Genomic DNA, 14,294 nt, shown 5'->3' with positions numbered 1-14,294 from the left:
GCTGGGAGCCTCGATCGCGATTTCGCTTCGGTCGGCTTCCCCGCGTGCAGTGTCCCACCCGTTATACTCAACGGTTACGCATCATTTATTGGCCGGCGCACCTGCGCTGGCGCTTCGGATCGAGGATGAGCAGGCTGTTTAGAGACGTCGAGGGCGGGACCCTGTTCCCGCAGGGAAGCGTGGTCTGCATCGGCGCCTTCGATGGCCTGCATCTGGGTCATCGCGCGCTGGTGCGGCAGGCGTCGACGCGTGCCCGCGCATTGGGAGTGCCGACGGTGGCGCTGAGCTTCGAGCCGTTGCCGCGCGAGTTTTTCGCCCCGGATGCGCCGCCGCCACGGCTGACCTTGGCACGTTCCAAGGTGCAAGGCTTGCAGCAACTCGGCATCGAGAGTGTCGGCCTGCTGCGCTTCGATCGGCGCCTGGCTTCGATGACGGCGGAGGCGTTCGTGCAGCGCGTGCTGGTCGAGCGTCTGCGTGCCCGCGAGGTGTGGATCGGCCCGGCATTCCGCTTCGGCCACAAGCGCGCTGGCGACATTGCCCTGCTGCGCGCGCTGGGTGTGCAATTCGGCTTCACCGCCGAGGAAATCGCGCCGGTGCATCTGCACGAGGAGCGCATCTCCAGCACCCGCATCCGGGAGTTGCTGGTGGCCGGGGAGTTCGCGCATGCCGCCGACCTGCTCGGACGGCCGTATGCGATCGGGGGGCGTGTGGTGCGCGGCAAACAGCTCGGGCGCACGCTTGGCTATCCCACCGCCAACCTGCGGTTTGCTCGCGCCCCGGCGTTGTCCGGCATCTATGCCACCTGGGTGCACGGAGCGGCGGCACAGCCGTGGCCGTCGGTCTCCAGTTTCGGCACCCGTCCGACCGTGCAGGGCGTGGAGCCGCTGCTGGAGGCGCATTTGTTCGATTTCCAGGGTGACCTGTACGGTCGCCATCTCGAGGTGGAGTTCGTCGCCAAGTTGCGCGACGAGGAAACCTTTGCCGATCTGCCTGCGCTGACCGCACAGATGCATCGCGACGCCGCGCAAGCGCGGCACGTGCTGGCCGCGGCGGGCCTGCCATCCATGTCCGCTGCCGCGTGCACGGATTCCCCCATGAAGACCACCGACCGGTAAACCCCCGTGACCCAGGATTACAAAGCCACCCTCCACCTGCCGGCGACCGATTTTCCGATGCGCGGCGATCTGCCTAAGCGCGAGCCGGACACGTTGTCCCGCTGGGAGAGCGAGGGGCTGTACGCGCAACTGCGCGACAACGCGCAGGGCCGGCCGCTGTTCGTGTTGCACGATGGCCCGCCCTACGCCAACGGGGCGATCCATCTTGGGCATGCGGTCAACAAGATCCTCAAGGACATCATCGTCAAGTCCAAGTACCTGTCCGGTTTCGACGCGCCGTACATCCCCGGCTGGGATTGCCATGGCCTGCCGATCGAGATCGCCATCGAGAAGAGCTTCGGCAAGGTCGGGGTCAAGCTGGATGCGGTGCAGTTCCGGCAGAAATGCCGCGAGTACGCCAACGCGCAGATCGACCTGCAGCGCCGCGACTTCAAGCGCCTGGGCGTGATCGGCGATTGGGACAACCCTTACCGCACGCTGGACTTCCATTTCGAAGCCAACGAAATTCGCGCGCTGGCGAAGATCGTCGACAACGGTCATTTGACCCGTGGCGTGAAGCCTGTGCACTGGTGTTTCGACTGCGGTTCGGCGCTGGCCGAAGCCGAGATCGAATACGCCGACAAGCAGTCGCCGACGGTCGAGGTGGCTTATCCGGCGCGCGATGGCGCGGCGCTGGCCGCCGCGTTCGGCGTGGCGTTGCCGGAGGGCGTGGAGGTCGCCGTGCCGATCTGGACCACCACGCCGTGGACGCTGCCGGCCTCGCTGGCGGTGGCGCTGGGACCGGCGCTGGTGTATGCGCTGGTCGAAGGTCCGGCCCGCGATGGCCGTCGCCGCTGGCTGGTGTTGGCCGACGCGCTGGCCGAGCGCGCGTTGCCGCGTTACGGGGTCGCCGAAGTGGTGGTGCATGGCCGCGTCGCCGGCGCGGCGCTCGAACACCAGTTGCTGGCGCATCCGTTCTACGACACCCGCGACATTCCGCTGATCCTTGGCGAACACGTGTCCGATACCGACGGTACCGGCGCGGTGCATACCGCGCCCGGCCACGGCCAGGAGGACTATGTCGCGGCCAAGCCATACGGGCTGCTGGAGCGCTACAGCGCCGCGCAGATCAACCCGATCGATGCGCGCGGCGTGTATCTGCCGTCCACGCCAGCCGCCGATGGCGTGGAACTGGCCGGGGTGCACATCTGGAAGGCCAACGACCTCATCGCCGACGTGCTGGCCGCGCGCGGGCAACTGCTGGCGCGCGCGAGCATGGTCCACAGTTATCCGCACTGCTGGCGGCATAAGACGCCGATTGCGTTCCGCGCCACGCCGCAGTGGTTCATCTCGATGGAGCAGGCCAACCTGCGCGCCGATGCGTTGAAAGCGATCGAGGACGTGCATTGGTACCCGGCCTGGGGTCAGGCGCGCATCGCCGGCATGGTCGCCGGGCGCCCGGACTGGACTATTTCGCGTCAGCGCACCTGGGGCGTGCCGATCGCGTTGTTCGTGCATCGCGAAACCGGCGAGCCGCATCCGCGCAGCGCCGAACTGATGCGCCAGGTCGCCGACCGGGTCGAGGAGGGCGGGGTGGATGTGTGGTACACGCTCGACGCCGCCGACCTACTCGGCGAGGAGGCCGCCGATTACGAGAAGATCACCGATATTCTCGATGTCTGGTTCGATTCCGGCATCACCCACGAGGCGGTGTTGACCGAGCGCGGCCTGCCCAAGCCGGCCGACCTGTACTTGGAAGGTTCGGACCAGCACCGTGGCTGGTTCCAATCCTCGCTGCTGACCGGCGTGGCGCTGGATCAGATGGCGCCGTACCGGCAGTGCCTGACGCACGGCTTCACCGTGGACGAGCATGGCCGCAAGATGTCCAAGTCGCTGAGCAACGGCATCGAACCGCAGGACATCATGAAAACCCTGGGCGCGGACATCCTGCGCCTGTGGATCGCGTCGGCCGACTACAGCAACGAGATGTCGTTGTCGCAGGAGATCCTCAAGCGCAACGCCGATGCCTACCGGCGCTTGCGCAACACCGCGCGCTTCCTGCTCGGCAACCTGCACGGCTTCAACCCGGCCGAGCACTTGCGGCCGCTGCCGGAGCTGGTTGCCCTGGATCGCTGGATCGTGCATCGCGCCTACGTGTTGCAGGAGCAGATCAAGGCCGCTTACGCGCGCTACGACTTCGCCGCGATTGTGCAGGCGCTGCTGAATTTCTGCAGTGTGGACCTGGGCTCGTTGTACCTGGACGTGACCAAGGATCGCTTGTACACGATGGCCGAGGATGCGCATGGCCGACGTTCGGCGCAGACCGCGATGTTCCATGTGGCCGAGGCGTTCGTGCGCTGGATCGCGCCGATCCTCAGCTTCACCGCCGACGAGTTGTGGGGGTATCTGCCAGGGGCGCATCTAGGCAACGTGCTGTTCGCGACTTGGTACGAGGGCCTGGCGCCGTTGCCGGAAGACGCAGCGCTGAGCGCGGTCGATGTCGAGCGTTTGCTGGCGCTGCGCGAGCAGGTGGCCAAGTTGTTGGAGCCGATGCGCAGCAACGGCGTGATCGGCGCCGCGCTGGAGGCGGAGATCACCGTCGCCGCCGACGCGGCGACCGTGGCCTGGTTGCAGCCGCTGCAGGAAGAGTTGCGTTTCCTGTTCATCAGTGGCGACGTGGTGGTGTGCGAGGCCAGTACCGAGGAGATCTTCGTTAGCGCCCAGGCCACCAGCAAGCCCAAGTGCGTGCGTTGCTGGCACCACCGTGCCGACGTTGGGGTGGACCCGGCGCATCCGGAGCTGTGCGGCCGCTGCGTCAGCAACATCGCCGGGTCGGGCGAAGTGCGGCGTTGGTTCTGAGCGGTCCTGGCGCGGGCGGGCGGCGTTCCCGCATCCGCTGCCAGTATCCTTGTTTCTTTCTTTATTTCGCCTAAGGCAGAACGAACACATGACCGCACGCCCCACTCCCTCCGCGCTGATCTGGCTGTTGCTGTCGGCGTTGGTGATCGGTCTGGACCAGTGGAGCAAGGCCTGGGTGCTGTCCAGCCTGCCCGAGTTCACTCCAGTGACGGTGATCCCCGGTGTTTGGAACTGGTACCGCACCTACAACACCGGCGCGGCCTTCAGTTTTTTGAGCCAGGCCGGGGGCTGGCAGTTGTGGTTCTTTACCTTGCTGGCGCTGGGCATCAGCGGCCTGCTGGCCTGGTGGCTGGCACGCACTCCGCGCAGCGAGTGGCGCAGTGCCGTGCCCTACGCGCTGGTGATCGGCGGCGCGATCGGCAACGTGATCGACCGGCTGCTGCACGGGCATGTGGTCGATTTCATCCAGTGGTACGTGGGTCAGCATTATTGGCCTTCGTTCAACCTTGCCGATTCGGCCATCGTCGCCGGTGCCATCGGGATCGCATTGTTCGGGTTGTGGGACGGCAAAGCGAAGCGAAAAGCGGGATAATTCGACTTGCTCTCCCCTCTCGAAGCGCCTGTCATCAATAGCCGGCGGATCTGATCTATGCATGTCCTGCTTGCCAACCCTCGCGGCTTCTGCGCCGGCGTTGATCGCGCGATCGAGATCGTCAAACGTGCCATCGAGACGCTGGGCGCGCCGATTTACGTGCGCCACGAGGTGGTGCACAACCGCTTCGTCGTCGACGACCTCAAACAGCGCGGTGCGATCTTCGTCGAGGAACTGGACGAAGTGCCCGATGGCAATACGGTGATCTTCAGTGCCCACGGCGTGTCCCAGGCGGTGCGGCAGGAGGCCGAGCGGCGCGGTCTGAAAGTGTTCGATGCGACCTGTCCGCTGGTGACCAAGGTGCATTTCGAGGTGGCCCGGCATTGCCGCGCCGGTCGCGATGTGGTGCTGATCGGCCATGCGGGTCATCCGGAAGTGGAGGGCACGATGGGGCAGTGGGACCGCGAGCGCGGCAGCGGACGCATTTATCTGGTCGAAGATATGGAACAGGTCGCCACGCTGGAGGTGCAACAGCCGCAGAACCTCGCTTACACCACCCAGACCACGCTGTCGGTGGACGATACCTACGGCATCATCGAAGCGCTGCGCGCGCGCTACCCGGTGATGCAGGGGCCGAAGAACGATGATATCTGCTATGCCACGCAGAACCGCCAGGATGCCGTGCGCGATCTGGCGCGCCAGTGCGATCTGGTGTTGGTGGTCGGCTCGCCGAACAGCTCCAATTCCAACCGGCTCAGCGAACTGGCGCGCCGCGACGGCGTGGAGTCGTACCTGATCGACGGCGCCAGTGAGATCGACCCGGCCTGGGTCGCCGGCAAGCGTCGCATTGGCCTGACCGCTGGCGCCTCGGCGCCGCAGGTGCTGGTGGATGGCGTGATCGCACGCCTGCGCGAACTCGGCGCCGAGGGCGTGTCCGAACTGGCCGGCGAACCGGAGTCGATGGTGTTCGCTCTGCCCAAAGAGTTGCGGCTGCGCCTGATCGATTGACCCGATGCGGGCGGCCCACTAAAATTCGCTATTCCGCCGGAATAGCTCAGTTGGTAGAGCGGCGCATTCGTAATGCGTAGGTCGTAGGTTCGATTCCTATTTCCGGCACCAGTGGATTGTTTCGGAGCGTCCGATAAGGTCCGGAAACTTCAAAAAAACCCGCAGCTTAGCGGGTTTTTTTGTGCCTGATCGTCTAAATGCGTCCAAGGATATGTGTTGCAATCTGGGGGCAAGTGGGGGCAAGTGGGGGCAGATNTTGCCCCCATTCTGGTTGCCCCATTACGAGTCCCCCATGCCACTGACCGATACTGCGATCCGCAAGGCAAAGTCCGCCAGTCGCACCCAACGCTTGTTCGATGGCGGGGGCATGTACCTCGAAATCACTCCTGCCGGCGGCAAGTGGTGGCGGTTGAAGTACCGCGTTGGCGGCAAGGAAAAGCGGTTGTCCCTTGGCACCTACCCCGACACTGGGCTTGCGGCTGCCAGGGTAAGGCGCGAGGAAGCCCGCAGGCTCCTGGCTTCTGGCATAGACCCGAGCGAACAGCGTAAACAGGTCAAGCAGGAGCAGATTGCTGCGGTGGCTGCTTCTAACGAGACCTTCAAGTCCGTCGCTCGCGAGTGGATGAGCCGCCAGACTGTTGCTCGCGTCACGGCCGATAAAAACCGCTGGCTGCTGGAGACGTTTCTGTTCCCCGAGATCGGCAGCCGCCCCATTGGCGAGATCACGCCCCGTGAGTTGCTGGACGCCCTGCGCAAGATTGAGGCTACCGGCAAGTTGGAAACTGCCGGCCGCGCCAAGATCAAGGCCGGCCAGGTATTCCGTTACGCCATGTTGGAGGGCAAGGCGGAGATTGATCCGACTGCCAGCTTGCGCGGGGCGCTCAAAGTCGCCAAGGCTCGGCACCATGCCGCCGTAACCGATCCAGTCAAGATCGGACAGTTGTTGCGCGCCATCGAGGGTTTCAGCGGGCAACCCGTGACCCATGCGGCATTGAAGCTGGCCCCACTGGTATTCGTGCGTCCCGGCGAGCTACGGGCGGCGGAGTGGGGGGAAATCGACCTGGATGCTGCCATGTGGCGTATCCGCCCGGAGCGCATGAAGATGAAGGCGGCGCATTTAGTGCCACTGTCCAGCCAGGCCGTGGCGATCCTGCGCGACCTGCATGCACTGACCGGTGGCGGCCTCCATGTGTTTCCGGGTCTGCGCCCGAATCGTCCGATGTCCGAGAACACGATTAATGCCGCACTGCGCGCCCTGGGATATGCGAGTGATGAAATGACCGGCCACGGCTTCCGCAGCATGGCGGCGACGCGGCTCAATGAAATGGGTTGGAATCCTGATGCCATCGAACGGCAGCTTGCGCACGCCGAGACAAACAAGGTCCGCGAGGCATATACGCACGCGGCGCAGTATCTGCCCGAGCGCGTGCGCATGATGCAGGCATGGGCGGATTATCTGGACTGCCTGCGCACGGGCGGCAACGTCGTGCCGCTGCGAGTCAAGGCTGGTTGAGTTTTTACCGAATACCCGCACCTAGCCCGACGGGGAGAAAAGTCGGGCATCATGACGACTTGGCATGGGTTCTTTTCATGGGCGATGAGGGTGTGCGCAATGTATGAATGGCTCGAAATTATCAGGTATGAAATTGAATCCGAAGTCGAATATGAGAAGAAGCGCAACGCGCAGCGGTGCAGGGAAGAGTCTACATGTGGCGGTGATGATACGTTTGCCCAAGAGATGTACAGTGCTTTTCAACAACTCACTGCCTCGAAAGAATGCAAAATAGTCTGGGATGCACTTGAGCGACGATCTGATCCTAATGCCAAGAGTATTCGTGAATTAGAACGAGAGAAAGGATTTGCGATGGGGGTGGAAATGCGTAGTCGAATTGAGCGTGGTGAGCCTGGATTGGAATGCGCTTTACCAACTCTTGGGGAGTGGTGCTTGAGTAATATTGCAAAAAAACGCACCACCTCCTGAATTGAGTAATGGAAATATTTTAGATATGGTGAGAGATCTTATCGGAATGGTTGCCGAAAACCTCTCTTTTCAAGTTTCACAACACACGAAGAGTTTCTGGCGGGCGCATCTTGCGAAGATCGAGAGAGCTGTTGCAGTCCTGAATGATGCGATGCGTCCGTTACGAAATCGCCATCGCTATTGGCGCGATCATGATGGGAGAATTCGGCAGTACGTCATTCGTGAAATCGACGATATAGTGTGCGATTTATATATTCTTCGTGTGGCTAAGCTGGATTCAGAATCCCTAGCTATAGCCTATTGGGGAGGTGTTGAAGTTTTGAAAAACCCTGATCAACTACTCGATGCTATAGTTGACGATGCAAGGGATTGGGCTGGTGAGCAGCCGGAGTTGGCTAGGGCCAATGATCCGAATGCTGTTCGGCTGATGTTTATAAGAAATATGACAGCTTATTTTCGAGAGAGGTATGAACAGCCGCTGCGTGGGTGCGTATTGGCCATCACTAGCGTTTTTTTACATGCGATACGTTGGACGAAGCTGCGATAGCAAAGCTGGCCCCCTGAATGTATCAACTTCTTTTATGGTGGGCTGACTACATGTAGTGAAGTTGCCATGAAAATTTCCGGTTGGCTCACTTAGCGCCAATCAGTTGAAGCGCCAATCTTTTCACTGTCCAGCCAATAAAGGCCAATAGAGACGGTGAACATGCAACTTCATCCGCTGCCCGCCACGGGTTTCCTGCGACTCCCTCAAATCGTCGGCCGCGCTGCCGACCACAAAACCAACACTCCGGCGATTCCGGCCCTAATCCCGGTTTCTAGGTCTACATGGTGGGCCGGCGTGAAGACTAACCGATACCCCCAACCGGTCAAGCTGGGCGAACGCTGCACGGCCTGGCGTGTGGAGGATATCCGCGAATTGATCGAACGCACCGCCAGTGCCAAGGCGGTGGCATGATCCAGAAACGACGCAGCCCGCACGAGGCGGGCCACGGTGCACGCGCTGGCGGGCTGGGTGCACGGCAAGTCTACAGCAAGACCGGCCCGGCAAGCGCGCGCCTGCCGGACAACTGGCGCGACCGGCTGCCCGATCCTGCCCGCTACTTCGGCCAGCACGTCGATAAGCTGGGCAAGCCCCACGGCAACGGCTGGGCGCAAGGCCGCTGCCCGTTCCACGAGGACCGTAATGCGTCCCTGGGCGTCAACTTGGCAAACCCGCGCGGCGGCTGGAAATACTTTGCTGGCTGCGGGTCTGGCGACCTGGTGAGCTTCCACATGCGCCGCACCGGCCTGCCGTTCAAGCAAGCAGCGCGCGAGTTGCTGAGGCTGCGGACATGAGCGCGGTTCCCGTGGAGTCTTTCGAAGAGGCCGCGCGGCGCCTGGCTGCTGATGCGATCCGCAGTGGCATGCATCTGGTCGGGCTGCACTGCTACACCCACGCTGACGGTGCGCCGATGTTCTGGCGTATCCGCTGCAAGCATCCCCGCACGGGCGAGAAGTGGATTCGGCCGATGCACTGGAATGGCACCGGATATGTCATCGGTGAGCCGCCTGCACCTGCTGCCGGAAAGCTGCTGTATCGCCTGGACGATCTGGGGCGTGCAGCCGTTGGCGCGATTGTGTACGTGGTCGAGGGTGAGTCCTGCGCCGACGCCCTGACCAAACTTGGCCTGCTGGCTACTACCAGCGGCAGCGCGTCGAGTGCCGATGGTGCCGACTGGTTACCGCTGCGCGGTCGTCGGGTGCGCCTGTGGCCCGACAACGACGCGTCGGGACGCAAGTATGCCGTCGATGTGGCCGAGCGCCTGTGCGCGCTGGGCTGCGCCGTGGAATGCATCGACGTGGACACCCTCGGTTTGCCCGAGAAAGGCGACTGCGTGGATTGGCTGGCTGCCCGTCCTGATGCCGATGCGGTCGCAGTGAATGCTTTGCCGTTGGCAGAGACGGCGCACGCGGGCGGCTCTGTACAGCATTTCGCTCCGGCACCGCTACCCGATCCGCTGCCAGCAGTGCCGGTATTCAATCCTGCGCTACTACCCGATTGCATACGCACTTGGTGTACGGACGCAGCCGACAGCTTGCAAGTACCGCTGGACTTCACGGCGGTGCCAGCAATGGTGGGATTGGCTGCTGCGCTGGGTGGGCGGCACCTCGCAGTGCGACTCAGGAGGCATGGGCACTGGTACGAAAGGCCCATCCTCTGGGGCTGCGTGGTTGGGCGACCGAGTAGTGGCAAGAGTCCGGCCCTATCGCCAGCGCGGCGCCTGTTGGAGAGCGTGACCAGCCCCGAAAGCGACGAGTACGAACGTGCCCGGAAGATGCATGAGGGCAAGGCCATCCTGGCCGATGCGCGCAAGGCGCAAGCCAAGGAGGAAGCCCGCAAAGCAATCAAGAAGGGGATGCTCATCGACCCCGAGGCCTTGGGTGAATCAGCACGCTTTGATGATGAGGCGCCGACAGAACCCCGCCTTGTGGTCAACGACGCCACGGTGGAGAAGCTGGGCGAGCTGTTGAACGAGAACCCGCGCGGGCTAATCCAGTTTCGCGATGAGCTGGCCGGGTGGCTGGCATCCCTGGACCGGGAAGGCCGCGAGCAGGATCGTGCGTTCTGGCTGGAATGCTGGAACGGCACAGGCCCGTACACGTCCGACCGCATTGGAAGGGGAACGATCCGCATTGAGGCTTGCGCCGTGTCGATCCTGGGCGGGATGCAGCCGGGCAAGCTGGCCGAGTACGTGCGCGGCGCGGTGCGTGGTGGATTCTCCGACGATGGCCTGATGCAGCGTTTCCAATTGGCCGTCTACCCCGACCTGCCGGCATCGTGGCGCTACACCGACAGACCGCTGGACCGGGAAGCCGAGGACCGCGCGCGCGCTGCGTTCAATCGGCTTCGCACGCTGAATCCTGCGGACGTGGAGGCAGCGACCGCTGATGCCTGCGACGTGCCGTTCCTGCGCCTGTCCGATGATGCCCAAGGGTTGTTCGTCGAGTGGCAAACCGATCTGATGCAGCGGCTTCGCGCTGGTGACGAACCGCCATTCATGGAATCGCACCTAGCCAAGTATCCAGCCCTGGCGGGCCGGCTGGCGCTGGTGCTGCATCTGGCCGACAACGGCACCGGAGCGGTATCAGCCGACGCCATGCTAAAGGCCTTTGGCTGGTGCGAGCATCTGGAACGCCATGCGCGCCGCGTCTATGCCCCGGCTACCGACAACGGCCTGACCGCTGCCCACCTGCTGCTGCGCAAGCGCGACAGCCTGCCCGATGGATTCACCGCCCGCGACGTGTACCGCAAGTGCTGGGCCGGCCTGGATGATCCGGACACTGTGGTCGAGGCGCTGGCGGCGCTGGCCGACCATCGCCATGTGATCGAGCTGGCCCAGATGACAGGGGGACGCCCGTCCGTTGCCTACCGGTGGGCGGCATGAGCGCGTGGCGTGCACGGCTGGCCGAGCTGACCGGTGAAAAAGTCCTGGAATCGCCATCGTGCCAACTGACAAAACTGCCAAAAGCCCCTTCTGTCAGTTTTGACAGTGAGCGGGATGGGTCTTCCAGAAAAATCGCAGGCACGGGAGACATGCGCGCCCACCTGCTAGCCCTGGCCGAGGATCAAGGCATCGATGTCGGTCTGGTCCATGCCTTGCCTGATGAGGAAGTGGCCGGCTGTGATGGGCATGGCGACATAGCCTTGCGAGATTACCTGGGCACGCTGGAAGCTCGCACGTTCCTGGATCGTGGACTTACCCCGCCAGTCTGGGGCGAACCCGTGGCAGTCACCTGCGAGGGCTGTGGCCCGGTTCTGCTGTGGCCCGAGTGCCCGCGCATGGTGAAGGCGTGCCCGTGGTGCTTTCGTCGAAAGGCTGGCAAGCCCATCGCCAGTTTCGTGGAATCACCGCTCGACCGCTGGGCAAGGCAAGACGCTGAAAACACCACCGGCTCGCCGTACTTCCTGCCAAGCGGGCAGAGTCATGACCAATGACCGATAGCTGAGCCATGACAAGGCCCATCTGGCCGAACTGCAACGGGAGCGGCGGGTCACGATGCGCCGCATCGACTAAATGCGCTCCATCTGTCTGCATGCAGGTAGATCGAACGTGACGCCGCCAACACGACGCAAGACAGGCATCATTGCATCCCGCCAAACTGCGGAACCCATTGAGGTGGATCAACTCTAAGTTGCTGATCAGCGTTCAAGGTGGTGGGTCAGTTTGAGGTTGTTGTTGACACCGCTAACGCTGTAGGGAAATTCTGACGCCACGAAAGTCAGTTCCCTGATGTCCATCGGCTGCCACCTACGCGCAGCTGCGCATGCCGGACGCTGGGCCATGATGGCCGCTCATCCCGCGTGGCGCTTGAGCAGCGCCAAGCCGGCATCGCGCTATCGCGATCACGCCCTGGGTAGTAGGCTGTTTCTCTCCCTTCCCACAGGTGGAACTATGGCTGTGCGATCTCCTGTTGCCACGCCGTCCCGTGCCGCGCTTCCCCTGCTGCTGACCGCCGTCTTCGCCCACTCTCTGACAGGATGTTCGCGCATGAATACGCCGACCAACGCTCCGACCAATGCATCTTCCGGCATTCACCTGATCGGGAATATTCCCGTCGATGCCCATAACACCGTGCATATCGATACGAGTAAGCCGATACCATTCAGTACGCATACGTTCGGGGCTGGCTGTTACGACACCTATGGCTGTAAGGTGCTGTACAACGACAGGTACGAGGCCAATTATCCGGACGATGTCAAACAGATTTCCTCCGCGTCTCTCGGAGATATCTATCCTGACAATATGACCGCAGGTACGATTGGCATCCGCAACTTCCCACACTTCCCGCCGCCCGCCGAGGTGACATGGCGCTCCAAGGACGGCCAGCCGCACCATGCCCTGGTAGATCTCGAAGCCATCTTCAAGGACAAGGTGATCCTGCACCATGTGCCGCAGAATCAGTTGCCGCCGATCCTACAGGCGGATATCTCTCCGGACATCATCCTCGAAGTGAACGACCGCACCATCAATGTGTACATGCGGGCCTTTGTAGAGACGACTGTTTTGCAAGAGCCAGGTAATAAATATAGCAACTCACGCAACGACCTGATCCTCGCCTACACCAAAACCTACTGATGGCATCCTCGCCAGGGAGCATGCAATGGGCAACGAACATACCGATGCAAAGACATGGCCGGATGACGTGGAAACGTATCCAGCGACGGCGCAAGACTTGGCCGCATATGCACACAGCCGCCATGAGTTGGCGCAGTTCCAGGCGCCGCTGCTGGTCAGTCAACAGAATCCACACACCCGCTTGTTCGTGGCCTGTTTCGATGGCACCGGTAACGACAAGAACAAAGATCCTCAGCACATCACCAATATCGGCATCTTGTACGATCAAGTACACGCGGCCAACTTCGCTGGTCTTCACAGCGTCAACGGCTATTACGTCCCCGGCGTAGGCACGCAGGACGACTCCTTGACGCGTAATCTCGACGGTGCGTTGGGTTATAGCTACGGCCCACGGATGGAAGAGATGTACTTGAAGTTTATTCGCCAAGTCCATGATTGGAGAAAACAAGACCCGCAAGCCGAGATCAGCATTGTGTCCACCGGCTTCAGCCGTGGTGCGGTCACCGCGGCCATGTTCACCCGCATGGTCCATGAGCGTGGCATTCAGGATCCGATTGGGATGAAAATCGATCAGGGACCACACGGCGAAATCCTCAAACTCACCCCCACGCATCCGCCGCTGGTGCCGCCCGGTCGCACCGCGCAGACCGTCGGCTTGCTGGACCCGGTCGCCACCGGTGAGATGAATTTACAGGATGTGCGCTTGCCGCCCTCGGTGGTGTCGGGCTTGCAACTCACCGCCCGCGACGAACGCCGCGATCTGTTCCCCGCCAAGGACATCCTGCATCCCGGCCATTCCCACGACGGGCGCTTCCTCAATCTGGTCCATCCCGGCGCGCATTCGGATATCGGTGGTTCCTATCGGCTCGATGGTTTGTCGGTACGCAACGGCAATCTGCTGACGGATTATGTCAATAGCCTGAGCGACAAACCGTTCCTGCAACCGCGCGCGGTCTCAAGCGCGCCGGAAATGAACGTCATTCACCGCTCCGAACAGCACGGCTCCTACTACACCACCACCATGGCGACGACGCTCGGGCATCGCGTGCATGTGCATGCCCTGTCCGGCACGGCCATGACACTAGCCCCCAACGACGCCCAATCCCTGGATGCCGGGCTACGCGCACACTTGCCCTTGCGCCCGGTGGCAGTATCGACCGAACGCACCGATCCAGCGCTGCCGGCGTTCTTCCGCGAGCGGCCGCATCCGCATGCTTCAGCGGCACCGCCGTTGCCGGCGTACTTACAGCAAGGAGCAATGCCACCCATGGCTACCCCCCCATGTGGCGCCAGAGCAGGCGAAAACAGTCGAAGCACCGCCACGGACCCATTCGCCGGAATATCTGGTTGCCTTGGCTAGGATACAGCGCATCACGGCGGCGATAGAAAACGGCGACAGGGAAACTCTAAGCAAGGAGAGTGAAGCTTTCACCAACTCCCCACGTGGACAAGCCATCATGGCGAAGGCAAGCGCTATCGTGGAGCGAGAAGAGCAGGAGCGCGTACGGCAGGGGGCACAACGCCCACCGCGCGATCCACGCGAAGCCAGCCATCCCGATCATGCGTTGAACCAAAGCATCCGCGCGCAGGTCGAGAGGCTGCATACGCGCAATGGGATATGCCCGACGAACAAGACGCTC

Annotated in this window: 14 protein-coding genes and 1 tRNA gene; all 15 read left to right on the top strand. The window is 62.4% G+C overall.

What is annotated here, in order from left to right:
- Positions 1 to 125 precede the first annotated feature (125 nt).
- A complete protein-coding gene (locus tag XalbCFBP2523_RS07155) occupies positions 126 to 1,115 on the top strand; it encodes a bifunctional riboflavin kinase/FAD synthetase (RefSeq protein WP_045764334.1) in 990 nt (329 codons plus the stop codon).
- A 6-nt stretch (positions 1,116 to 1,121) separates the two neighbouring features.
- A complete protein-coding gene (ileS, locus tag XalbCFBP2523_RS07150; RefSeq protein ID WP_045765451.1) occupies positions 1,122 to 3,953 on the top strand; it encodes an isoleucine--tRNA ligase in 2,832 nt (943 codons plus the stop codon).
- A gap of 88 nt (positions 3,954 to 4,041) precedes the next feature.
- Positions 4,042 to 4,545, top strand: a complete 504-nt coding sequence (lspA, locus tag XalbCFBP2523_RS07145) for a signal peptidase II (protein ID WP_045765452.1) — start codon at positions 4,042 to 4,044, stop codon at positions 4,543 to 4,545.
- 57 nt (positions 4,546 to 4,602) lie between these two features.
- On the top strand, positions 4,603 to 5,553 hold the full coding sequence (gene ispH / locus XalbCFBP2523_RS07140; RefSeq protein WP_012915452.1) for a 4-hydroxy-3-methylbut-2-enyl diphosphate reductase: 951 nt from the start codon (positions 4,603 to 4,605) through the stop codon (positions 5,551 to 5,553).
- 35 nt (positions 5,554 to 5,588) lie between these two features.
- A tRNA-Thr gene (locus XalbCFBP2523_RS07135) sits at positions 5,589 to 5,664 on the top strand.
- Between the two features lie 181 nt (positions 5,665 to 5,845).
- Positions 5,846 to 7,066: a tyrosine-type recombinase/integrase gene (locus tag XalbCFBP2523_RS07130; protein WP_045757862.1), complete on the top strand. Its 1,221-nt coding sequence runs from the start codon at positions 5,846 to 5,848 to the stop codon at positions 7,064 to 7,066.
- 51 nt (positions 7,067 to 7,117) lie between these two features.
- On the top strand, positions 7,118 to 7,534 hold the full coding sequence (locus XalbCFBP2523_RS16320) for a hypothetical protein (protein ID WP_146084056.1): 417 nt from the start codon (positions 7,118 to 7,120) through the stop codon (positions 7,532 to 7,534).
- Positions 7,509 to 8,081 (top strand): hypothetical protein, encoded by a 573-nt coding sequence (locus XalbCFBP2523_RS16315; protein WP_146084055.1) that lies wholly within the window; start codon positions 7,509 to 7,511, stop codon positions 8,079 to 8,081. The genes XalbCFBP2523_RS16320 and XalbCFBP2523_RS16315 overlap by 26 nt, the downstream gene beginning before the upstream one ends.
- Before the next feature lie 159 nt (positions 8,082 to 8,240).
- A complete protein-coding gene (locus XalbCFBP2523_RS17330) occupies positions 8,241 to 8,492 on the top strand; it encodes a helix-turn-helix transcriptional regulator (RefSeq protein WP_045758763.1) in 252 nt (83 codons plus the stop codon).
- Complete coding sequence (locus XalbCFBP2523_RS07120; protein WP_052687921.1) at positions 8,489 to 8,872, top strand: CHC2 zinc finger domain-containing protein; 384 nt, start codon at positions 8,489 to 8,491, stop codon at positions 8,870 to 8,872. Before XalbCFBP2523_RS17330 ends, XalbCFBP2523_RS07120 begins: the two co-directional genes overlap by 4 nt.
- Positions 8,869 to 10,962, top strand: coding sequence for a YfjI family protein (locus tag XalbCFBP2523_RS07115; RefSeq protein WP_052687922.1), 2,094 nt, complete (start codon positions 8,869 to 8,871; stop codon positions 10,960 to 10,962). Before XalbCFBP2523_RS07120 ends, XalbCFBP2523_RS07115 begins: the two co-directional genes overlap by 4 nt.
- A complete protein-coding gene (locus XalbCFBP2523_RS16310) occupies positions 10,959 to 11,513 on the top strand; it encodes a hypothetical protein (RefSeq protein WP_146084054.1) in 555 nt (184 codons plus the stop codon). The genes XalbCFBP2523_RS07115 and XalbCFBP2523_RS16310 overlap by 4 nt, the downstream gene beginning before the upstream one ends.
- A 295-nt stretch (positions 11,514 to 11,808) precedes the next feature.
- A complete protein-coding gene (locus XalbCFBP2523_RS07105) occupies positions 11,809 to 12,654 on the top strand; it encodes a hypothetical protein (protein WP_249027715.1) in 846 nt (281 codons plus the stop codon).
- A 25-nt stretch (positions 12,655 to 12,679) separates the two neighbouring features.
- Positions 12,680 to 14,014, top strand: a complete 1,335-nt coding sequence (locus tag XalbCFBP2523_RS07100) for a phospholipase effector Tle1 domain-containing protein (protein ID WP_196297577.1) — start codon at positions 12,680 to 12,682, stop codon at positions 14,012 to 14,014.
- A gap of 97 nt (positions 14,015 to 14,111) precedes the next feature.
- Positions 14,112 to 14,294, top strand: a 183-nt coding sequence (locus XalbCFBP2523_RS16815; RefSeq protein ID WP_343251073.1) for an XVIPCD domain-containing protein, incomplete at its 3' end; no start/stop codon positions are given.

The organism is Xanthomonas albilineans, from assembly GCF_002939705.1.
Classification (GTDB): domain Bacteria; phylum Pseudomonadota; class Gammaproteobacteria; order Xanthomonadales; family Xanthomonadaceae; genus Xanthomonas_A; species Xanthomonas_A albilineans.
The sequence above is the reverse complement of the archived record's forward strand: the minus strand, read 5'-3'. Positions and strand labels throughout refer to the sequence as shown.